The organism is Streptomyces sp. NPDC086549 (assembly GCF_044746205.1).
In the GTDB taxonomy this organism is placed as follows: domain Bacteria; phylum Actinomycetota; class Actinomycetes; order Streptomycetales; family Streptomycetaceae; genus Streptomyces.
Genome location: NZ_JBIVBS010000023.1, coordinates 100,204 through 121,307 on the forward strand (window position 1 = coordinate 100,204; position 21,104 = coordinate 121,307).

Genomic DNA, 21,104 nt, shown 5'->3' on the forward strand with positions numbered 1-21,104 from the left:
CGCCCAGGCCGCCCTAGCCGGCGAGGTGCCGGTCCAGCGTCCTGACCGCGTCCCGGAACGCGCGGCCCGTGCCCGCGCGGGCCAGGCCGAACAGGAAGCGGAACGGGGCGGTTCCGTCGATGGCGAAGGTCATCCGCACCCGTGTGCCGTTGCCGGCCGGGGAGAGCCGCCACTCCTCGATCCAGGCACGTGGACCCGGGACGTTCGTCACGTCGACCCGGTACGCGTACACCTCGGGCGCGTTCGCCGCGAGCACCGACTCCTCGAAGCGCGTGCCGCCCCTGAGCCGGATCTCGCGCCCGTCCTCGGTCGCCCGGGCCGAGGCCACCGCCGAGAACCACCGCGGCCAGCCCGGCACGTCCTCGGCGAGCGCGCGGAAGACGGCGTCCGGGGCGGCCGTCATCTCCCGTGCGAACACGAGCCGTACGGGGGCGGTCTCGACGAAGTCGAGCCCCACCGGACGCAGACGGTGAGTCATGGACGACAGACCTCCTCGTGAAGTCCCGCGAGGAAACGGGCCGTTGGCCGGCACCCTAGCTGACGGTCAGTCAGAAGTCTGCATCCTCGTCGGACTCGCCCGCCACCACCAGCCGCCGCAGGTGCTCGGAGATCTCCGCCCGCGCCTCGGCCGGCAGGCCCGCGTCGGTGACCAGGGTGTCGACCTGCTCCAGCGCGGCGAACGAACTCAGGCCCACCGTCCCCCACTTGGTGTGGTCGGCGACCACCACGACCCGGCGCGCCGACTGCACCAGCCGCCGGTTGGTCTCGGCCTCCGCGAGGTTCGGCGTCGACAGCCCGGCCTCGACCGATATCCCGTGCACACCGAGGAACAGCAGGTCGAAGTGGAGCGCCGCGATCGCCTGGTCGGCCACCGGCCCCACCAGCGAGTCGGAGGGTGTACGCACCCCGCCGGTCAGTACGACCGTGGCCGCCCCCTGCCGCGGCCCCGACGTGCGCTGCGCCGCGTGGAAGACGTCCGCGACCCGCACCGAGTTGGTCACCACGGTCAGGTCGGGCACCTCGACGAGATGGTGCGCGAGCGCGTACGTAGTCGTACCGCCCGACAGGGCGATCGCCGTGCCCGGGGTGACCAGCTGGGCCGCGGTCCGCGCGATGTCCTCCTTGGCGGAGAGCTCCAGACCCGACTTGGCCTCGAAGCCCGGCTCATGGGTGCTGGCCTCGACGACCGGCACGGCACCGCCGTGCACCTTCTCCAGCACCCCCTGGCGGGCCAGCGCGTCGAGGTCGCGGCGCACGGTCATGTCCGACACGCCGAGCTTGCGGGTCAGCTCGTTGACCCGCACGCCGCCACGACGCCGGACCTCGTCCAGGATCAGGGCGCGCCGCTGCTCCGCGAGGAGGTTCTGATTCTCACTCACGTACGCTCCGGTCCTTTCGCCTCAAGCCGTCCGACACGCCCTGCGTACCTGCTCCGACCAGGACGTTCCACCCGTCTCCCGTGCGCGGGCGTCCCATCCTTTCACGGGAGGGTCCCGGTTGCGCCACTACGTACACGGACGCGCACATGTCATTCGGTCAGCATCCGTCCCACCGGATGTCACACGGACCGGGGAGATTCCGTGACGAGAGGTGTACGACACGCCGGAAACGGAGATCCTGAAGTCCGCGCGGACACATACGGACACATGCCGTCTGCAGGTCACGGGGGAGACGGGGGAGCGCGAGAACAGTGGAACGTGCGCAGGAGAGTGCCGTCCCGGGCGGGGCGAACGGCCCCGCCGCACGGACCGGGGAGCCGGAGACCGACCTCGAGCTGCTGGTCCACGGAGTCGGCGGCACCACACCCGAGGAGATGCTCGGCGACCCGCGCACGGTACGGGTCACCGGTGACGACACGGCCGCGGTCTTCCGGCGTGCCGAGGACGCCGACGCGGAGGCCCGGCCCGTCGGCCGACGAGGCGGACCAGTGCCTGAGGCGTACGTCTGGTGCAACCTCACCTCCGGGAACGGAGCACGCGCCCTGTGGCTGTTGCTGCTGCCCTTCATGGTCGTCAACCTCGCCCACTGGATGCGCCCCGCCGCGCGCGGCCGGAAACGAGCGGTGCGACTGTACGGGCTGCTGGTGCGGCTCGCCGGACTCACCCTGACGGTGCTGCTGGTGGCGGCCGCCTGCGAGGTGGCCCTGGACCTCGCGGCCTGGCAGTGCGCGGGCGCCCGCGCCTGTGCCCGGCGCCACTCCTGGCTGGGCTTCCTCTCACCCGCGGTCTCCGGCGACGGCTGGTGGAGCCGGCCCGGCCGGCGACTCGCCGTGGCAGCACTGGTGCCGACCGCCCTCACCGGCCTGCTCTGGTACCTCTCGCACCGCACCTGGAGCGCGTACGAGTCCGCGAAGCCGATGACCGGCGCTCCCGAACCCGACGACCACGTCCACCGCACCTCGCTGGGCAGCCCCGGCTTCTGGTACGGGCGCCGCCTGGTGGCCCGGCTGCGCGCCGCCCACACCGCGGCGGGCCTGCTGACGGTCGCCGCGGCCGTCGTGACCCCCGTGGCGGCCTTCGACCGCCGGGCCGGCGGATCCGCGGCACTGGAGACGGCGGGACGGCTCCTGCCCGCGGCGCTGCTCGTCTTCGCGGCCCTCGTGGTCGGGGTGGTCTGCCGCCGGGGCCGCAGCGAGAACCGCCTCGACCAGGAGCTCGACGAGCATCTCGTACGACGGCTGCCGCTCGGTGCCCTCACCCTGCTCGCCCTCACCCTGCTGTACGCGGGCTGGTCGCGGCCGGGCTGGCACTCGGCCGGCCGGCTGGCGGGGGACACGGCATTCGGCGGCCTCGCCCTGGCGCAGGGCGTCCTGGTCGTCGTCCTCGGTGCGGTCGCCCACGATCTGTACCGCCGGCAACCCGACCCGCGCGCCGCGATGCGCGGCCTCGGCGGACCGGCCGTCGCGCTGCTCGCCTGCGCGCTGGGCGGGGTGATCTCGGGCGGTGTCGCGCAACGCGTGGCCGACTGGCTGGACGGCACCGGCGGCTCCATCGCCGGACCACCCGTGCTGCTGACCTGGCAGGCCTCGGTGATCCCGCCCCTCCTCGCGACCCTGCTGCTGCCGGCCGGCCTGCTGTCCTGGCGCACCTGGCAGCGGTGCCGTGCCGAGCGGGGCGCAGTGGAAGGCGACCACCCGGGGGAGCCCGAGGACACGGCACGCACCCGCCGTATCGCACGCACCCGGGCGATGGCCGCCCTCACCGACCGGGTACCCCTCGTGGTCGCCTTCGTCTCGGCGGCCACCTTCCTGGTGGGCGCCGGAGCGCTGGTGGGCGCCCTGGTGACCGAGAAGACCCCTGGCGAGGCGACCCGCCGCACCTTCGCCGTCGTCCAGGGCGCGGCCGAGACCTCGCAGGCGCTGGGCTCCTGGCTGGTCGGACTCGGCTTCGTACTGTTCGTCACCTGGGGCCGACGCGCCTACAAGGACGCCTCCGCCCGGCGCACCATCGGCATCCTCTGGGACGTCGGCACCTTCTGGCCGCGCGCCGCCCACCCCTTCGCACCCCCCTGCTACGCCGAGCGCGCGGTGCCGGACCTGACCTGGCGCATGGCGACCTGGACGCGGCGCACCGGCGGGCGCCTGGTGATCTCCGGGCACTCCCAGGGCAGCGTGCTCGCGGCCGCGGCGGCCTGGCAGCTGCGGCCGTCCGTACGCAAGCGGGTCGCGCTGCTGACGTACGGCTGCCCGCTGGAGCGCCTGTACGGCCGCTGGTTCCCGGCCCACTTCGGCCCGGCCGCGCTCGGCTCCCTGCACCGCGAGGTCGCCTGCTGGCGCAACCTCTACCGCCTCACCGACCCCATCGGCGGCCCGGTCCGCCTCCCCGGGGACTACGGCCCGGAGGTGGACCGCGAGCCGCTGCGCGACCCCCTCGCCTACGGCCGCACGGCCGGCCATCCCCTGCCCGCCCCCATCCTCGGCCACTCCGGCTACCAGGCGGACCCGGCCTTCGCCGAGGAGCGGGAACTGCTGCTGACGCGACTGCGGCCGGACGTGCCGGGGCCGCGCCGACCGGGCGAGCCGGCCGCCGCAGCGGGCCCGGCCGGCGAGGCCGGTGCTCAGGGGAGCTCGGGCAGGTCCTCGTCGTAGAGCAGGGTCAGGTCGTCGGTGGTGGGCTCGTCGAGCTGGGCGACCCGGCTCGCGTGCCGTTCCACCATCGCCTCGAACGTCTGGCGGGCGGTGCGGCCGTTGCCGAAGGCGGGGCCCTTCGGGATCTCCTTGAAGTACTTCAGCAGGGCCTCCGGCGTGCCCGGCGCCAGCCGGTACTCGTGCTCGTCGGCCTGCTGCCCCACGATCCGCAGCAGCTCGACGGGGCCGTAGTCGGTGAAGGTGATGGTCCGTGAGAAGCGTGACGCCACACCCGGGTTGACCGAGAGGAACCGCTCCATCTCGGCGGTGTAGCCGGCGACGATGACCACCACCGCGTCCCGGTGGTCCTCCATCAGTTTCACCAGCGTGTCGATGGCCTCCTTGCCGAAGTCACGCCCGGCGTCCTCCGGCGACAGCGCGTACGCCTCGTCGATGAACAGCACGCCGCCGCGCGCCCGCTCGAAAGCCTCCTGGGTGCGGATCGCCGTGGATCCGATGTGCTCGCCGACCAGATCGACGCGGGAGACCTCGACGAGGTGGCCCTTCTCCAGGACGCCGAGGGAGGCGAGGATCTCGCCGTAAAGGCGGGCGACGGTGGTCTTGCCGGTGCCGGGGGAGCCCGTGAAGACGAGGTGGCGCTTGACCGAGGCCGCCTTGAGGCCCGCCTGCTGGCGGCGCCGGCCGACCTCGATCATGTCGGTGAGGGCGCGGACCTCGCGCTTGACGCTCTCCAGGCCGACGAGCGCGTCGAGTTCACCGAGCACGTCCTTCGAACTCCGCGTCGCCTTCTCCGGCTGCGCGGCCGCGACGAGCGGCTCCTGCTCGGTGGCGCGCTGCCCGGGGATCGCGCCCAGCAGGCCGGAGGACTGGCTCGCCGTCTGCACGGCCGGCTCCGGAGTCGACGGCCTGAACCCGGCTCCGCTCTCGTCACTGGTGCAGTCCTCCACGACCGGGCCCGTGCCGGATCCGGAGTCCGGTCCGGCATCCGCGAACTCGTAGCCCCCGCGCGTGCACCGCTCCGTGCGGCACTTCTTCAGCGTCGTACGGCTCCCGTCTATCACATGGAAGCCGTACCCGGAGCTGCCCGTCACCCGGCAGCCCAGGAAGGTGCCCCGGCCCCCGGCCGACACGTAGAAGCCCGCCTCCGCGGGGGAGTCGACCGTGCAGCGCTCGATGGTGGGGTCGGCGCCCTTGGTGACGATCACGCCGGTCTGGGTGCCGTCCAGCGTGCAGTTGTTGAGCGTGCCGCCGCTGCCGTGGTCGCGGAACCAGGCGCCGGTGGCCGCGTCCCGGATCCGGCAGTCGTCGAGCTGCGCGGTGGCGCCGTCGCTCACCGACACCGCCGTGTTGCGGACCTGGGACAGGTCGCTGTCGACGACGTCCGCGCGGGAGCCGCGGTCCAGGACGAACAGCGCGTCCGGCACGTCGTGCACCCGGCAGGAGTCGAGCACCGCCGTGGCGCCGTCGCTCACCCACACCGCGGGATAGTCGCCCGTGCTGTCGAAGATCTCGCACTGGTTGGCGTCCACGCGCGTGCCCGGGTCCCACACCGACAGGCCGTTGCGCCCGAACTGACGCACCGTGGTCCGCGTCAGCGTCAGCACCGAGCGGGACCGCAGGTCGACCGCGTTCTCCGGGATGTCATGGATGCGGCAGTCGGCGAGGGTGAGCACGGCTTCCGTGTCGAGCGTGACGCCGTCGGCCGTGGTGCGGTGCACATCGCAGTCGGTCAGGTGTGCGGTGGCACGCGAGGTGACCTGGGCTCCGGAGCCCCGGATCTCGTAGACCTCGCAGCCCACCGCCTCCAGCGCGGAGTTCTCGCCCGTCACCATCAGGCCCGCGCCGGAGGCGTGGTGCACCCGGCAGCGCTCGAACCGGGGGTGCGCGCCCCCGCGTACGGCGACGCCCGACTGGCCGGCCGCGACCACCTCGCAGTCCTCGAACACCCCACCGCCGCCGTCGAGTACGGCGACGCCGACGCCGGCGGGGTTGTCGACGGTGCATCGGCGCACGGTCGGACGGGCCCCGCCACGTACTTCGATGCCCGCGGCGGAGCGGGTGACGATCCGGACGTCGAGCAACTCCGGCGTGCCCTCCTCGACGAGCAGCGCTGGCGCGGCCGCGTCCTGGCCCTCCACGTGCAGGTCCTGCACCACGGCCGAGGCACGCACGGTCAGCGGCACCCCGTCCACGGGCGCGATACGGACCGAGCCGGGCGAACCCTCGGGACCGCGCAGCGTCACCGCCCGCTCGACGACGAGATTTTCCCGGTACGTGCCGGGGGCGACGGTGAGGACGTCACCGTCGGCCGCGGCCTCCAGGGCGGCGGCGAGCGAAGCGTACTCACCTGTGCGGCGCCGCCACCGCGAGGTACCGGTGTGCGTCACCTGGACCGTGCCCTGTGCCATGGCGTTGCCGTGCCCCCACCTGGTCGTACTGACGGCTCGTTCGCCTTCGGGGCACTGCGGCCCCTGTGACTCCCTCGCACGCGGGTCTGTGCCGAATGCTTCGGCCGGTCCACCGTAGCGTGCGCGCAGGCGGTGGGTTGACCAGAGGCGGAAGGCCGTCAGCTGCCGGTGCCGGTCCTGCCCCAGTCCGGGCCCGCGCGGTCCCAGGCCTGATCCCAACGCGCGTACCTGCGGCGGACCATGCGCCAGACGATCAGCCGCCTGCCGGCCTCGACCGCGCCTGCGGCCAGGAGGGCGGCGCCGAGCCCCGCGAGTACGGCGTGCGTGGTGGCCGTGGCGGAATCCAGCGGGCGGGCGACCATTCGGCCGTGCGGATCCGTCCAGAGCCCGAAGTGGTCGCCCTTGTGCGGGGACTTGAGATTCGACATGACCGCGCCGTGCTGCCGGGTGCCGTCGGGCGCGGTCCAGTCGGCGAGGACACGGCTGTGGGTGTCGTGCGCCGAGGTCGTGTCGGGGTCGGGCTCCAGCCGGGCGCTGTCCAGTTCGCGCACCACGGTGGCCGTGACCGGGAGGCGGGAGCGGTGCTGGTCCAGGACGGACCGCTGCAGGGAGTCCTGTGCCACCGCGCCGACGAGCGAGCCGATCACGGGCGCGGCCACCACGACCAGCAGCAGGGCCGCGAGGGCCACCCAGGCCTCGACCAGATCGGTCGTGCGGCGCAGCGGATTGCGCCGCCAGCGCCAGAGACCGCTGATTGCTCGCACGGTCCCGCACCCCCTTCCCGCTCCGTGACAACCCCCGGCGGAGCCGTTCACGCGCGGGCCCGGGGAAGAGAGTGCGAAATCACCTCTGACCGCTGACCGGGACCTCACGTGAACTTCTCACGACCCCAACGACCGGGCCCCGGCGTCCGGTTCCCCGCGTGATGCCACGATCGCGGAGCCGTCCGTGGAAGACCGCTCCCTTCCAGGAGACGGCGCCCTTCTGGAGTCCTGGTCGAGGATCCGCACCGGATCCCCGACCCGGATCGTGCCGGTCGACGTCGGCACCAGGTTCTGGCCGAAGGCGAGGTCGGTGCCGAACCGGCGGTGCCGTGCCAGGGTGCGCAGCGGTTCCCGGCCGCGCTCGGCGGTGGACTGGTCGGTCGTGGTGACGACGCACCGCCCGCACATCTTGGCCACCCGGAACACCACGTCACCGATGGCGAGGCGTGACCAGCCGTCCTCGGCCCAGGCCTCCGTGCCCGCCACGACCACGTTCGGCCGGAAGCGGTTCATGGGCAGCGGGCCCTCGTGGGCGTGGTCGCCCCGGGCTATCAGGGAGTTCAGGGCGTCGAGGGAGGCGACGGTCGTGACCAGCAGCGGATAGCCGTCCGCGAAGCTCACGGTCTCACCCGGCAGCGCGTAGTCCGGATCGATCGGGCGGCGGGTGGCCGGATCGTCGAGGTGGACGAGACGGACGTCGCTCTCCAGGTACTCGCCGCACCAGGCGTGCGCGGCGTCCGCCGCCGGGACGGCGTCCACCTTGGTTCCGAAGACGCTCACCGGCACGGTGCCCGCCGGTTCCGGAACGGATACCGTCAGCGGCTCCCGCCCGGGCGCGGACAGACGGATGCCGCCGCCGGGCAGGAGCTCGGCGGCGGCCAGCGCCAGGCGCGGTTGTTCGCGCTGCGTGACGACCTTTCCCCCGTCGTCGATCAGCGCCCAGCGTCGGTCTCCGGACAGCCCCCAGGGCTCCACCACGGCCTGCCGGGGCGAGGTGCCCCGGAGCGCCTTGACCGGGTGTACATGAATCGACTGCAGTACGGCGTTCCCCATGAAGCCATGGTGCCAGGCCGCACCGACAGCAGGGGGAGGCCGGTCAGTAGCCGCGGTACTGCTGCTGGTTGTTGTACGGGTCCTGGTACGGGGCCTGCGCCGGCCGCGGAGCGGCGGGGCGCATCGCCTCGTAGCCGTTGCCCGGCGCCATCGGCCGCGGCGGCTGGGGCTGCTGCGGGCCGGTGTAGCCGCGGGGCGCGGTGGCCTGTTGCGGAATGTAGGCGGCGGGTGCCTGCTGCAGCGGAGCGGGCTGCTGCATCTGCGGATAGCCGTAAGCGGGGGCCTGCTGCTGCGACGGACCCGCGGGGAGCGCGGGGAGCGCGGACGGCAGGGCGGGGAGATTGCTGCCCATCGACGGAAAGCTGCTGCCCGTGTCGTAGGCGGCGGGGACCCGGATCGGGGCGATCTGCGGGGTGCCCCGCTCGGCCACGAGCGAGTCGTAGATCGGAGTGTCCGGGAAGGAGGCGGAGTAGTAGCCGCCACCATAAGTGGAGCGGGGGGAGGTCATGGCCATAAGTTAAGCCCACGATGTGCTGGTTGGGGAGACCGATAAGAGGGTTGTTTTTCGTGTCGGCAGTGACGCGGGATCCCTAATCTGAGCGAACTTGGCAAAAAAGGACGGCGATCAACGTTTGGATCGTGTAAAGGCCGAGTTCCTGGTGGGTTACCGGGGGTTGGCCAGGGATCTTCCTGTGCCGCCCATGGGGGTTCGCTGTCCCTCGGGAATAGGTTGGTCGGGTAGGGATGGCTATCGGCGGCCGGGGTGCGGCCCGGCGCGGCGACACGTGAGATGGGGGCGTACATGTCAATGCCGAAAGGATCGAATGCGCCGGTGCCGACGACGGCCCTGCGCGTCGAATTGGGATGGCGCTCCGGACCCGGCGTCCCGGACGCGGACGCCTCGGCGCTGCTCCTCGCGGAGGGAAAGGTGCGCTCCGACGGGGACTTCGTCTTCTACAACCAGCCGGCACACGCCTCCGGCGCGGTTCGGCACGAGGGCAAGCGGGACTCCGGAGGGCGGATCACGGACACGCTCATCGTCGACCTCGCGCGCGTGGAGGGCGCCGTCGAGCGGGTGATCCTCGCGGCCTCCGCGGACGGCGGGACGTTCGGGCAGGTGCCGGACCTGTACATCGAGGTTCAGGACGCAGATCGGGGCGGTGTGGTCACCCGGTTCGACAGCCCGGGCGCCACGGTCGAGACGGCGTTCGTGCTCGGCGAGTTCTACCGTCGCCAGGGCGGCTGGAAGTTCCGGGCCGTGGGCCAGGGGTACAGCAGCGGACTCGAAGGCCTCGCCACGGACTTCGGGATCACCGTGGACGAGCCGCAGCACGCGTCACCTCCCGCCGCCCCGCCCGTCGCACTCCCGGTGACGATGCCGCCCCCGGCGGCGCCTCCCGGCACTCTGCCTCCGCCGTCGGGCCCCGCAGCCCACCTGCCCCCGCCCTCGGGGCTGCCCGCCCACCTGCCTCCGCCCTCGGGGCCTCCCGTCCACCTGCCTCCGCCACCGCCCGTGCCGCCCGCCCAGCCCGTCCGCCTCAGCAAGGTGACGCTCACCAAGGCGGCTCCCTCGGTGTCGCTGGCCAAACAGGGCGGCACGTCGGGCGCCATGCGCGTCAACCTCAACTGGCAGATGCGTCGGCAGTCTTCCGGATGGGGCGGCAGGCGGGGTGCGGCGCACGGGGACCTCGACCTCGACCTGTGCGCTCTCTACGAACTTGCCGACGGCCGCAAGGGGGTCGTACAGGCCCTCGGCAACGCCTTCGGATCGCTGCACCGGCCCCCGTACATCCTCCTCGACGGCGACGACCGGACCGGCGCCGTGGCGAACGGCGAGAACCTCACCGTCAACCTTGACCACAAACAGGACTTCCGGCGCATCCTCGTCTTCGTGACCATCTACGAAGGCGCCAGCTCCTTCGCCGACCTGCACGCCACGGTCACGCTCCAGCCGCAGCACGGCGCGCCCATCGACTTCTCCCTCGACGAGTGCACCGTCCCCTCCACGGTGTGCGCGCTGGCCCTGATCACCAACACGGGTGCCGATCTGGTCGTGCAGCGCGAGGCGCGGTACCTGGTGCCGGAGCGCGGCGTGAGCCCCCAGCGGACCGTTGACCACGCCTACGGGTGGGGGATGAACTGGACCCCCGGCCGTAAGTAGAAGGGGAGGGCGTCAGCTCTCGTCCGGTACGGCGGCGTCCGGCCGGGCGTACGTACGGCCCTTCCAGGCCGCTCCGCGCCCCCTGTAGTGCCGCACCGCGGAGTCGACCGTCATCAGGAGGTACAGGAACGCGGTGAACGGCAGCAGGGGGGCGAGCCACAGCGCCTGGCGGTAGTAGCGGAGCATCGGGACGTACGTCGCCGTCATCACCAGCCATGCCGAGGCACCGGTGACCGCGGCCGCCGTGCTCCCCGCCACCGCACCCGCCGCCACGGCAGCGGGCGGCACCAGATACACCAGCGCCAGCCCGGCGACCGTACCGAGCAGCAGCAGCGGGTTGTGCCGCAGCTGCGCGTACGCACTGCGCGAGACCATGCGCCACAGATCGTGCAGCCGCGGGTAGGGGCGCACGCTGTCCACCCGCTCCGCGAGCCCGAGCCAGACGTGGCCCCCGGCGCCCTTCACGGCCCGCGCGAGGGCCACGTCGTCGATGACGGCCTGCCGGATGGCGTCCGGGATCCGCGCCCGCTGCGCCGTATCCGCGCGCAGCAGCACGCAGCCGCCCGCCGCGGCCGCCGTCCGCGCCCCTTTCCGGCCGATCCGGCGGAACGGGTACAGCTGGGCGAAGAAGTAGACGAACGCCGGCACCACGAGCCGCTCCCACAGGCTCTCCACCCGGAGCCGGGCCATCTGCGACACGACGTCGAAACCCCCGGTGCGCGCCGCCGCCACCAGCTGCCGCAGGCTGTCGGGCGCGTGGGCGATGTCCGCGTCCGTGAGCAGCAGGTATTCAGGGTCACGCGCGCGTGCCAGGGCGATGCCGTGGCGCACGGCCCAGAGCTTGCCCGTCCAGCCCGCCGGCGGCTCGCCGGGGGAGTCCACCGTGAGCGGCAGCCCGCCGTGACGCCGGGCCAGTTCGCGGGCCAGCTCCCCGGTGTCGTCCGAGCTGCCGTCGTCGACCAGGAAGACCTCGGCCCGCCCCGGGTAGTCCTGCGCCAGCAGCGACGGCAGGCTCGCCGGCAGCACGGCGGCCTCGTCGCGGGCCGGTACGACGACACACACCTGCGGCCAGTCGCCGGGATCCCTCCGTGGTGGCAGCCGGACGTCCGTGCGCCAGAAGAAGCCCTGGCAGAGCAGCAGCCACAGCCAGGCGGCGAGGGACAGGGCGGAGATCCACACGACGGCGCTCACCCGCGCAGTCTGCCCCACCCGACCGGCCCACAGGGGCGCATCGTCTATCGTGGCCGGGTGAAGATCGCGCTCATGGACTCCGGAATCGGCCTGCTGGCGGCCACCGCAGCCGTACGGCGCCTGCGGCCCGACGCGGATCTCGTCCTCTCCCTCGACCCCGACGGCATGCCATGGGGACCGCGTACCCCGGAGGACCTCACCGGGCGGGCTCTGGCCGTGGCCGAGGCCGCGGCGGCGCACCGGCCCGACGCGCTCATCGTCGGCTGCAACACGGCGACCGTGCACGCCCTGCCCGCCCTGCGCGCCCTCCTGGAACCCGGCATCCCCGTGATCGGCACGGTTCCGGCGATCAAACCGGCCGCGGCCGGCGGCGGTCCCGTCGCCATCTGGGCGACGCCCGCGACCACCGGAAGCCCGTACCAGCGCGGCCTCATCAAGGACTTCGCCGACGGCGTCCCGGTCACCGAGGTCCCGTGCTGGGGGCTCGCCGAGGCCGTGGAGCACGCCGACGAGGCGGCCATCGACGCCGCCGTCGCCGCGGCCGCCGAGCTGACTCCGGGCGATGTGACGACCGTCGTCCTGGGCTGCACCCATTACGAGCTGGTGGCGGAACGTATCCGCGCCGCTGTCCAGCGGCCTGACGCGCCGCCGCTCGTCCTCCACGGCTCCGCCGGGGCGGTGGCCACCCAGGCCCTGCGCCGGATCGGCGAGCTGCCCGCGCCCGACGCCCTGGCCGAGGGCACGCTGACCGTGCTGCTGAGCGGTCGCGCGGGCGAGCTGCCCGCCCCCGCCCTGAACTACGCCGAGGGCAGGTTCCTGCCGGCCGTCACCTACGCCCGCTGACTTCGGGGGGCGTGACCGTCCGGCGGGAGTCACCCTCTGCGACGCGGTACCCGCGCAGCGAAATCTGAGTAACCTCATAGTCATGAGGGACCACCCCCACGACGAGGACACCTCGCAACGCGAGGTATGGACCGGGCGTGCGACCAACCGGGTCCAGTGGCTGCTGGCGCTCGTCGGCGCGGCCTGCATGGCCCTCGGTATCGAACTGGCCGTGGACTCCGCCTGGACCTCGGGCGTCGCCCCGCTGGTCATGTCCGTCGTCGGCTGCATCGCGGCCGGGCTGCTGGTCCTCTTCGGCACCCTCGCGTTCGTGCACGTCGACCTGAAGCTCGACAAGGAGTGCGTCGAGGTCCGCTGCGGCCATATGGGCGTGCCCCGCCGCCGGATCCCCCTCACCCAGGTCGTCGGCGCCGAATTCGTCGCGCACGTCACCCCCTGTAACTGGGGCGGGTGGGGCTACCGCTGGCGCCCCGAGAAGGGCACCGCGGTCGTCGTACGCCGCGGCGAGGGCCTCGTCCTGAGCCTGGGGGACGGCCACACGTTCACGGTCACCGTGGACAACGCGGAGTCCGCGGTACTGGCCATCAGGGACCGCCTGCGGTCGGTCGCACCGGGAAGCGCGCGCTGAGGGTGCTCCGAAGGCGCGCCGAGGGTGCTCTGAAGGCGCGCTGAGGCGGCGACCGTATCGGCATCCCCGGGCAGGACCCGCAGAACCCGCGGACCGTCAGCGCGCGGCGGCCTCGTCGGGGAGTGGGCGGGCCGTGGCGAGTCCGGCCAGCAGGCCGGCGCCCACCGACACCGTGGTGAAGCTCAGGGCGTTGCCCACCGTGGCGATGGCGGCCAGGGCCGTCAGGGCGGCGCCCGCGGTGAGCGCGACCGGCGTGGTGCGGGAGCTGCGCCACAGGGCGTACAGCATCCAGCAGAACGCGGCCGCCAGGAGCAGCACGCCGGCCAGCCCCTGTTCGGCGGCCTGTTGCAGGGGCGCGGAGTGCGGCTTGCCGTCGGGCAGGAGTGCCTGTCGCGCGGTGGCGCTCAGCTCGCCGAAGCGGCCGGGGCCGACACCCAGGGCGCTGTTCCGACGTGCCAGGTGGAGGGCGTCCTGCCACAGCTGGACGCGTCGGGGGGTGAGCCGGCCCTCCAGGGATGCCATGAGCCCGTACGGCAGGACGTTGTCGGCGATCGCCCAGGTCATGCCGGTCACCAGGGCCGCCGCCAGGGCCAGGCCCGCGATACCCGGACCCCGGTGGCGCAGCCGGGCCGCGGCGAGCGAGCACAGCAGGACGGCGGCACCCAGCGCACTTCCGACGGCCGAGCCCACGACGGCAGCGGTCACCGTGATCCCGAGTGCCAGCAGACGCAGGGCGAGCCGCAGAGCCGGTACGGGCGTGGCCCAGGCGGCACAGCACGCCGCTCCGGTGGCGAGGGTCAGCAGTGCCGCGGTCGCGCCGGCGGGCCCGAGCGGTGTGGCGAACTGGGGTCCGGGGGCCAGGTGGGGCATGGCCACCGCCAGCCCGAGCCCGGCCAGCGCCCCCGCGCAGGGCGCGGCCACCGGCAGCAGTGCTCCGCAGATCCGGCCCGAGGCGTACCCGGCGGCCACGGCGAGCACCGCGAGCAGCACGCCCTCGGGCCGGCCGCCGTGCGCCGCCGCGGTGATCAGGGACCACACGGCGCACGCCCCGAGCACCACCACGCCCGCCGCGTCAGAAACGTTTCGTCTGTCGGTCTCCGCATCCGCACCGGACGCGGACGCCATCCCCGTGGACCCCACCCCGTCGCCCCTCGTACCCGGTCCCCCGACCTGTGGCAGCGCCGCCCGCGCGGCCGCGACCGGCCGCACGACACGGGCTCCGGCACACCGTAACGGCAGATGACCGTTTTGTGGACGAGTTGCGCAGGAACGATCCGGCTCGTGGGTGGCGGCTGTCCTTGCCGACGCCCTCCGGACCGTGCTGTCGGCATCAAGGTCACCCGCCGTACACTCCCCGAGTGACCGTCACCGCAACTTCCGTCGACCAGTCGGACCGGCTCCAGCCGCAGCTCGCGCCCACCGCGCGCGGCCTTCGGCTGCTGCGCCGCATGGTCCCGGCCGCAGCCGCCGCGATCTGCGGCGTGCTCCTGTACGTCAGCTTCCCGCCGCGCACCCTCTGGTGGCTCGCCGTGCCCGCCTTCGCCGGCTTCGCCTGGGTCCTGCGCGGCCGCAGCTGGAAGGCGGCCCTCGGCCTCGGCTACCTCTTCGGCCTCGGCTTCCTGCTGCCCCTGCTGGTGTGGACCGGCGTGGAGGTCGGCCCCGGGCCGTGGCTCGCGCTGGTCGCCATCGAGGCGGTCTTCGTGGCTCTGGCCGGCGTGGGCGTCGCAGCGGTGTCCAAGCTGTCCGCCTGGCCGGTGTGGGCGGCGGCCGTGTGGATAGCGGGTGAGGCGGTACGCGCGCGCGTGCCCTTCCGCGGCTTCCCCTGGGGCAAGATCGCGTTCGGCCAGGCGGACGGTGTCTTCCTGCCGCTCGCCGCGGTGGGCGGGACCCCGGTGCTCGGCTTCGCGGTCGTCCTGTGCGGCTTCGGTCTGTACGAGGCCGGGCGGCTGGCCGCCGAGGGACGCCGCACCCGGGTCGTGCGGAAGGCAGCCGCGGCCGCGGCCCTGCTGAGCGTGGCCGTCCCGGTGGCGGGAGCGGTGGCCGCCCGGGGGCTGGTCAGTGACAAGGCGGAGAACGGCACCGCGACCGTCGCGGTCATCCAGGGCAACGTGCCGCGCGCCGGGCTGGAGTTCAGCGCCCAGCGGCGCGCGGTGCTCGACTACCACGCGCGGGAGACGATGAAGTTGGCCGCCGACATCAAGGCGGGCAAGGTCGCCAAGCCCGACTTCGTCCTGTGGCCGGAGAACTCCTCCGACATCGACCCCTTCACCAATGCCGACGCGGCCCAGATCATCGACGACGCTGCCAAGGCCGTCGGCGCGCCCATCTCGGTGGGCGGCGTCGTCGAGCGGGACGGCAAGCTGCTCAACGAGCAGATCCTGTGGGACCCGGTCAAGGGGCCCACGCAGACGTACGACAAGCGGCAGATCCAGCCGTTCGGCGAGTACCTCCCGCTGCGGTCGCTCGTCGGGGCGATCAACAAGAACTGGACCAGCATGGTCCGCCAGGACTTCAGCCGGGGCACCAAGCCGGGCGTGTTCGACTTCGACGGCGCCAAGGTCGGGCTCGTCACCTGCTACGAGGCCGCCTTCGACTGGGCCGTACGGTCCGAGGTCACCGACGGCGCCGAGCTGATCTCCGTGCCGAGCAACAACGCGACCTTCGACCGCAGTGAGATGACCTACCAGCAGCTCGCCATGTCCCGCGTCCGTGCCGTCGAGCACAGCCGGACCGTGACCGTCCCGGTGACCAGTGGCGTCAGCGCGGTCATCATGCCGGACGGGAGGATCACCCAGAAGACCGGCATGTTCGTGCCCGCCTACCTGGTCCAGAAGGTGCCGCTGCGCTCCTCCGAGACGCCCGCCACCGAGCTGGGCATCCTGCCCGAGATCGCCCTGGTGCTGGTTGCCGCGGGCGGGCTCGGCTGGGCGATCGGGGCCGGTCTGCGCGGGCGGCGCGCCGGGAACGCGTAGTCGTACGCCTCGTGCACGCACCGTGGCTCGCACCGCGGTGACGGATCGGGCCCGTTAGGGTCGGGATCATGGCTACTCCGGAATTCATCCGTACGATCCGGGCCTCCGCGGGCCACCAGCTGCTGTGGCTCCCGGGGGTCGCCGCCGTCGTCTTCGACGACGCGGGCAGAGTGCTGCTGGGCCGTCGAGCCGACAACGGCCGGTGGTCGTTGATCGGCGGCATCCCGGAGCCGGGAGAGCAGCCGGCGGCGTGCGCCGTGCGCGAGGTCTTCGAGGAGACGGCCGTGCGCTGTGTCGTCGAGCGGGTGGTGCTCGTCCAGGCCCTGGCCCCCGTCACCTACGACAACGGCGACGTGTGCCAGTTCATGGACATCACCTTCCGCTGCCGGGCCGTGGGCGGTGAGGCACGGGTGAACGACGACGAGTCACTGGAGGTCGGCTGGTTCCCGGTCGACGGGCTGCCGGAGCTGAACGAGTTCGCGCTGTTCCGGATCAAGCAGGCCATGTCGGAGGCACCCACATGGTTTGACCCCACAGGTCTCGACTCAAGTATGTGAGCAGACCATATGTGGGCGGCCGCGACCGGTGCCTAGTGTCGGCTCATGACCTCGCAGAGCCCACTCCCCGGCCCCCACGCCCCCTCCCTCGACCTGGGCGGCCGCACCGCCCTCGTCACCGGAGCCGCCGGCGGCATCGGTCGCGCCTGCGCGCTGCGCCTCGCGGCCGCCGGGGCCAAGGTGAGAGCGGTCGACCGGGACGCGGCGGGCCTGGAGCTGCTGGCGGACCTCACCGGGGCGCTGGCGGGCAGCGTCGAACCGCAGGTGCTGGACCTCACCGACCTGGATGCCGCGGAACTCGCCGCCGCCGGCACCGACGTCCTGGTCAACAACGCGGGACTGCAGCTGGTGCGCCCCATCGAGGAGTTCCCGCCCGAGGTCTTCCACACCGTGCTGACCGTGATGCTGGAGGCGCCGTTCCGGCTCATCCGTGGTGCCCTGCCGCACATGTACGGGCAGGGCTGGGGCCGCATCGTCAATGTGTCCTCCGTGCACGGTCTGCGGGCCTCGGCCTACAAGTCGGCCTATGTGGCCGCCAAACATGGGCTGGAAGGGCTGTCCAAGACGGCCGCGCTGGAAGGAGGGCCCCACGGTGTCACCTCGAACTGTGTGAACCCCGCCTATGTGCGCACTCCACTGGTCGAGAAGCAGCTGGCGGACCAGGCACGGGCGCACGGCATCCCCGAGGAACGCGTCCTGGCCGAGGTGCTCCTGCAGGACAGCGCCGTCAAGCGGCTCATCGAGCCGGAGGAGGTCGCGGAGGCCGTGGCGTACCTGTGCAGCCCGCAGGCGTCCTTCGTGACCGGTACGTCGCTGGTGCTCGACGGCGGCTGGACAGCGCACTGAGCGGCCCGCCGCCCGCGGGACCGGAAGTTTTCCACAGGCCCGACGGGACGGACGGACGATGCGGAATCCTGTGAGCATGTCCCGCGATCACGTGCAGTCCGCCGGGCGCCCTGCCACCGGTTCGGGTGCCCCGACCGGCGTCCCCGTCACCTCCGACGGCGGCGCCGAGACGCCGTTCCTCGAACTGCTCGCCCGCGACGCGGCGGCGGAGGCGTACGAGCAGCCGGCGCTGCTCGCCCGCGCCGAGGGCAGACCGGCCGACCGGATCGCCGCGCTGGAGCACGCCAAGCTCCTCGCCCTGAGGGTCCGCGCGGAGCTGGAGGGACGACGCCGACGCGAGGCGGAGCTGTCCGCCCTCTTCGAGACGGCGCACGACCTGGCGGGCCTCAGGGACGTGGACGCGGTCCTGCAGGCCATCGTGCAGCGCGCCCGCTCGCTGCTCGGCACGGACGTCGCCTACCTCAGCCTCAACGACCCGGCCCGGGGCGACACCTATATGCGGGTGACCGAGGGCTCGGTCGCGGCCCGCTTCCAGCAGCTGCGCCTGGGCATGGGGGAGGGCCTCGGCGGCCTCGTCGCCCAGACGGCCCGGCCGTACGTCACCGACGACTACTTCAAGGACGACCGCTTCCAGCACACCCTCGTCATCGACTCGGGTGTGCGGGACGAGGGCCTGGTCGCCATCCTCGGCGTGCCCCTGATGCTGGGGCCCAACGTCATCGGCGTGCTGTTCGCCGCCGACCGGCGCGCCCGGGTCTTCGAACGGGAGCAGATCGCGTTGCTCGGCTCCTTCGCCGCGCTGGCCGCCGCCGCCATCGACACCGCGAACCTGCTCACCGAGACCCGCTCGGCGCTCGCCGGCCTGGAGCGCGCCAACGAGATCATCCGGGACCGCAGCGCGGTCATCGAGCGCGCCTCGGACGTCCACGACCGGCTCGCCGAGCTGGTGCTGCGCGGCGGCGGAGTCCACGACGTCGCCGCCGCGGTCTCCCAAGTCCTCGCCGGCGCGGTCGAGTTCGCGGAGGCGGACGCCGCACCGGCGAAGGCGCTGGAGGCGTCCCGGGCCGAAGGCCACGCGGTGCGGCACGGGGACGACTGGATCGCCGCGGTGGCCGCGGGCGGTGAACTCCTCGGCGCCCTCGTGCTGTGCGGCCACCCGGGCCTCGACCCTGTCGACCAGCGCACCCTGGAACGCGCCGCGATGGTCACCTCCCTGCTCCTGCTCGCCCGCCGCTCCGCCGCCGAGGCCGAGCAACGCGTGCGAGGCGAACTCCTCGACGACCTCCTCGACGCCCGCGACCGTGACCCCCGTCTGCTGCGCGACCGCGCCGCCCGGCTGCACGCCGACCTCGACGCCACCCATGTCGTCCTGGCCGCCCGACTCGACGACCCGGCGGTCGACGCCGAACAGGAGGCCGCCGCCCGCCGCCGTCTGTGGGCCGCCGCGTCCCACCTCGCCGCGACCCGGCACGGCCTGGCAGCCGCCCGTGACGGCGGCACCGTCCTGCTGCTGCCCCTCGGCCCCGCCGACACCGCCACCGAGCTGGCCCGCCGTACCGCCCGCCACCTCGGCGCGGCCGTCCACGAACGGGTCACCGTAGGCGCCTCCGCCCCCGTCGACGACCTCCTCGCACACCCCGACGCCCTGCCCGCCGCCTACGCCGAGGGCCGCCGCTGTCTCGACGCGCTGCGCCTCCTCGGCCGCTCCGGAGACGGTGCCGCCGCCCAGGACTTCGGCTTCCTCGGTCTGCTCCTCGCGGGCGAGCGGGACGTCACCGGTTTCGTCGACCGCACCATCGGCCCGGTGGTGGAGTACGACGAACGGCGCGGCACGGAACTGCTGCGCACCCTCGACGCCTATTTCGCCTGTGGCATGAGCCCGGCCCGCACCAAGGACGAACTCCACGTCCACGTCAACACGGTGGCCCAGCGGCTGGAGCGCGTCGCCCGCCTCCTGGGCGACGACTGGCAGGGCCCGGAACGCGCCCTGGAGATCCAACTCGCGCTGCGTCTGCACGGACTGGCGGCACCGGAGCGCCACTGACCCCCGTACGGACGACCGTACGGGGGCCGGTGCGGGCGTGCCGGATCACGTGGTGGGCGCACCCGAAGCCCGGACCGTGGCGGTTTCCGAGTCGCCCACGGTCCTGCCATCGGCCCCGGCGGCGACATCGGCGAGGTCCCGGTGCCGGGTCTCCTTCGCCATCCCGACGGCGACCAGCGTCAGTACGGCCGCCGCGATCACGTACAGGGCGATCGGGGTCGAGCTGCCGTAGTCGGCGAGCAGCGCGGTGGCGATGAGCGGCGCGGGCGCGCCGGCCGCCACGGAGGCGAACTGGGCGCCGATGGAAGCACCGGAGTACCGCATCCGGGTCGCGAACATCTCGGAGAAGAAGGCGGCCTGGGGCGCGTACATCGCGCCGTGCAGCACCAGCCCCACGGTCACGGCGACGACCAGGTTCCCGAACGAACCCGTGTCGACCAGCGAGAAGAAGGGGAACATCCACAGGCCGATCCCGGCCGCGCCGAACAGATAGACGGGCCGGCGCCCGACCCGGTCCGACAGCGCGCCCCAGAGCGGAATGACCGCGAAGTGCACGGCGGAACCGATGAGCACCGCGTTCAGCGCCGTCTGCCTGGAGACGCCGGCGGACGTGGTGGCGTAGACAAGGATGAACGCGGTGATGACGTAGTAGCTGATGTTCTCCGCCATGCGCGCGCCCATCGCCACCAGCACATCGCGCCAGTGGTGCCGCAGCACGGAGACGAGCGGCAGCTTTTCCGTGTCCCCCGCGCGCTCCGCCTTCCGGGCCTCCGCCCTCTCCAACGCCTCACGGAACACGGGAGACTCGTCGACGGACAGCCGGATCCACAGACCGATGACGACCAGCACGCCGGAGAGCAGGAACGGGATCCGCCAGCCCCAACTGCCGAAGGCGTCGTCCGACAGCACGGCGGTGAGCAGCGACAGCACACCGGTCGCCAGCAACTGCCCGGCCGGCGCCCCGGTCTGCGGCCACGAGGCCCAGAACCCGCGCCGCCGCGCGTCCCCGTGCTCGGACACCAGCAGCACGGCCCCGCCCCACTCACCACCGAGCGCGAAGCCCTGGACGAGACGGAGAGCCGTGAGCAGGACGGGAGCGGCGGCCCCGACGGAGGCGTGCGTGGGCAGCAGCCCGATGGCGAAGGTCGCGCCCCCCATCAGCAGCAGGCTCAGCACCAGCAGCTTCTTGCGGCCCAGCCGGTCACCGTAGTGCCCGAAGACCAGCGCGCCCAGGGGCCGCGCGGCGAACCCGACGGCATACGTCAGGAACGACAGCAGCGTGCCGACGAGCGGGTCCGAGTCCGGAAAGAACAACTTGTTGAAGACCAGAGCGGCGGCCGAGCCGTAGAGGAAGAAGTCGTACCACTCGATGGTGGTACCGATGAGGCTGGCGGCGACGATGCGCTTGAGGTTCACGGGTGGTGGGGGAGCGGTGGTTCCGGAGGCCATGTGCGCCACTTCCTCGTGTGCGGTGGGGACGGGTACGTGTCGGCACACCGTAGAAACACGCACGTCAGGGGCACATGTGGTGGGGCAACATAGTTCGAGGG

The 21,104-nt window shown here is 73.1% G+C and carries 17 protein-coding genes; 8 read left to right on the plus strand and 9 right to left on the minus strand.

The annotated features are described in order from the left end of the window. Positions 1 to 13 precede the first annotated feature (13 nt). Both ACIPSA_RS44375 and ACIPSA_RS44380 read right to left on the minus strand, forming a co-directional pair. A complete protein-coding gene (locus ACIPSA_RS44375) occupies positions 14 to 478 on the minus strand; it encodes an SRPBCC family protein (protein ID WP_402646129.1) in 465 nt (154 codons plus the stop codon). A 70-nt stretch (positions 479 to 548) separates the two neighbouring features. Then, a complete protein-coding gene (locus tag ACIPSA_RS44380; protein WP_402646131.1) occupies positions 549 to 1,379 on the minus strand; it encodes a DeoR/GlpR family DNA-binding transcription regulator in 831 nt (276 codons plus the stop codon). A gap of 311 nt (positions 1,380 to 1,690) precedes the next feature. On the opposite strand from ACIPSA_RS44380, the gene ACIPSA_RS44385 reads away from it, so the two are divergent. After that, entirely contained in the window at positions 1,691 to 4,087 is a 2,397-nt protein-coding gene (locus ACIPSA_RS44385) for a hypothetical protein (protein WP_402646133.1), read from the plus strand. On the opposite strand, the gene ACIPSA_RS44390 is transcribed toward ACIPSA_RS44385, so the two are convergent. From ACIPSA_RS44390 to ACIPSA_RS44405, 4 genes are all read right to left on the minus strand, one after another. Then, a complete protein-coding gene (locus ACIPSA_RS44390; protein WP_402646135.1) occupies positions 4,057 to 6,495 on the minus strand; it encodes a right-handed parallel beta-helix repeat-containing protein in 2,439 nt (812 codons plus the stop codon). The genes ACIPSA_RS44385 and ACIPSA_RS44390 overlap by 31 nt on opposite strands. Before the next feature lie 158 nt (positions 6,496 to 6,653). Continuing rightward, positions 6,654 to 7,259, minus strand: coding sequence for a hypothetical protein (locus tag ACIPSA_RS44395; protein ID WP_402646137.1), 606 nt, complete (start codon positions 7,257 to 7,259; stop codon positions 6,654 to 6,656). A gap of 117 nt (positions 7,260 to 7,376) precedes the next feature. Next, positions 7,377 to 8,312, minus strand: a complete 936-nt coding sequence (locus ACIPSA_RS44400; RefSeq protein WP_402646140.1) for an MOSC domain-containing protein — start codon at positions 8,310 to 8,312, stop codon at positions 7,377 to 7,379. Positions 8,313 to 8,355: 43 nt separating this feature from the next. Further along, positions 8,356 to 8,820, minus strand: coding sequence for a DUF6643 family protein (locus tag ACIPSA_RS44405; protein WP_402646143.1), 465 nt, complete (start codon positions 8,818 to 8,820; stop codon positions 8,356 to 8,358). A 300-nt stretch (positions 8,821 to 9,120) separates the two neighbouring features. On the opposite strand from ACIPSA_RS44405, the gene ACIPSA_RS44410 reads away from it, so the two are divergent. Then, positions 9,121 to 10,473, plus strand: coding sequence for a TerD family protein (locus ACIPSA_RS44410; RefSeq protein ID WP_402646195.1), 1,353 nt, complete (start codon positions 9,121 to 9,123; stop codon positions 10,471 to 10,473). Between the two features lie 12 nt (positions 10,474 to 10,485). Here the strand turns inward: ACIPSA_RS44410 and ACIPSA_RS44415 are convergent, their stop codons facing one another. Further along, entirely contained in the window at positions 10,486 to 11,682 is a 1,197-nt protein-coding gene (locus ACIPSA_RS44415) for a glycosyltransferase (RefSeq protein ID WP_402646145.1), read from the minus strand. A 39-nt stretch (positions 11,683 to 11,721) separates the two neighbouring features. On the opposite strand from ACIPSA_RS44415, the gene ACIPSA_RS44420 reads away from it, so the two are divergent. Both ACIPSA_RS44420 and ACIPSA_RS44425 read left to right on the plus strand, forming a co-directional pair. Beyond that, positions 11,722 to 12,507, plus strand: a complete 786-nt coding sequence (locus ACIPSA_RS44420) for a glutamate racemase (protein WP_402646148.1) — start codon at positions 11,722 to 11,724, stop codon at positions 12,505 to 12,507. Between the two features lie 82 nt (positions 12,508 to 12,589). Then, positions 12,590 to 13,135: a hypothetical protein gene (locus ACIPSA_RS44425; protein ID WP_402646150.1), complete on the plus strand. Its 546-nt coding sequence runs from the start codon at positions 12,590 to 12,592 to the stop codon at positions 13,133 to 13,135. A gap of 96 nt (positions 13,136 to 13,231) precedes the next feature. On the opposite strand, the gene ACIPSA_RS44430 is transcribed toward ACIPSA_RS44425, so the two are convergent. Continuing rightward, a complete protein-coding gene (locus ACIPSA_RS44430) occupies positions 13,232 to 14,260 on the minus strand; it encodes an O-antigen ligase family protein (RefSeq protein ID WP_402646198.1) in 1,029 nt (342 codons plus the stop codon). Positions 14,261 to 14,493: 233 nt separating this feature from the next. On the opposite strand from ACIPSA_RS44430, the gene lnt reads away from it, so the two are divergent. The 4 genes from lnt to ACIPSA_RS44450 all read left to right on the plus strand — a co-directional run bounded on the left by lnt (position 14,494) and on the right by ACIPSA_RS44450 (position 19,554). Next, on the plus strand, positions 14,494 to 16,107 hold the full coding sequence (lnt, locus tag ACIPSA_RS44435) for an apolipoprotein N-acyltransferase (protein ID WP_402646153.1): 1,614 nt from the start codon (positions 14,494 to 14,496) through the stop codon (positions 16,105 to 16,107). A gap of 68 nt (positions 16,108 to 16,175) precedes the next feature. Then, the gene (locus tag ACIPSA_RS44440; RefSeq protein ID WP_402646155.1) at positions 16,176 to 16,664 is read left to right on the plus strand and encodes an NUDIX hydrolase; all 489 of its coding nucleotides are present in this window, start codon (positions 16,176 to 16,178) and stop codon (positions 16,662 to 16,664) included. A 45-nt stretch (positions 16,665 to 16,709) separates the two neighbouring features. After that, complete coding sequence (locus ACIPSA_RS44445) at positions 16,710 to 17,510, plus strand: 3-hydroxybutyrate dehydrogenase (protein WP_402646158.1); 801 nt, start codon at positions 16,710 to 16,712, stop codon at positions 17,508 to 17,510. A 76-nt stretch (positions 17,511 to 17,586) separates the two neighbouring features. After that, the gene (locus ACIPSA_RS44450) at positions 17,587 to 19,554 is read left to right on the plus strand and encodes a helix-turn-helix domain-containing protein (protein ID WP_402646161.1); all 1,968 of its coding nucleotides are present in this window, start codon (positions 17,587 to 17,589) and stop codon (positions 19,552 to 19,554) included. A 45-nt stretch (positions 19,555 to 19,599) separates the two neighbouring features. Here the strand turns inward: ACIPSA_RS44450 and ACIPSA_RS44455 are convergent, their stop codons facing one another. Further along, positions 19,600 to 21,003, minus strand: a complete 1,404-nt coding sequence (locus tag ACIPSA_RS44455; protein ID WP_402646163.1) for an MFS transporter — start codon at positions 21,001 to 21,003, stop codon at positions 19,600 to 19,602. Between the last annotated feature and the right edge of the window lie 101 nt (positions 21,004 to 21,104).

Bases quoted from the DNA above. Each gene is read 5' to 3' on its own strand.
- ACIPSA_RS44455 (WP_402646163.1), bottom strand. From the start codon at position 21,003: ATGGCCTCCGGAACCACCGCTCCCCCACCACCCGTGAACCTCAAGCGC.
- ACIPSA_RS44430 (WP_402646198.1), bottom strand. From the start codon at position 14,260: ATGGCGTCCGCGTCCGGTGCGGATGCGGAGACCGACAGACGAAACGTT.
- ACIPSA_RS44450 (WP_402646161.1), top strand. From the start codon at position 17,587: ATGTCCCGCGATCACGTGCAGTCCGCCGGGCGCCCTGCCACCGGTTCG.
- ACIPSA_RS44390 (WP_402646135.1), bottom strand. From the start codon at position 6,495: ATGGCACAGGGCACGGTCCAGGTGACGCACACCGGTACCTCGCGGTGG.
- ACIPSA_RS44400 (WP_402646140.1), bottom strand. From the start codon at position 8,312: ATGGGGAACGCCGTACTGCAGTCGATTCATGTACACCCGGTCAAGGCG.
- ACIPSA_RS44405 (WP_402646143.1), bottom strand. From the start codon at position 8,820: ATGACCTCCCCCCGCTCCACTTATGGTGGCGGCTACTACTCCGCCTCC.
- ACIPSA_RS44410 (WP_402646195.1), top strand. From the start codon at position 9,121: ATGCCGAAAGGATCGAATGCGCCGGTGCCGACGACGGCCCTGCGCGTC.
- ACIPSA_RS44440 (WP_402646155.1), top strand. From the start codon at position 16,176: ATGGCTACTCCGGAATTCATCCGTACGATCCGGGCCTCCGCGGGCCAC.
- ACIPSA_RS44445 (WP_402646158.1), top strand. From the start codon at position 16,710: ATGACCTCGCAGAGCCCACTCCCCGGCCCCCACGCCCCCTCCCTCGAC.
- ACIPSA_RS44425 (WP_402646150.1), top strand. From the start codon at position 12,590: ATGAGGGACCACCCCCACGACGAGGACACCTCGCAACGCGAGGTATGG.
- ACIPSA_RS44375 (WP_402646129.1), bottom strand. From the start codon at position 478: ATGACTCACCGTCTGCGTCCGGTGGGGCTCGACTTCGTCGAGACCGCC.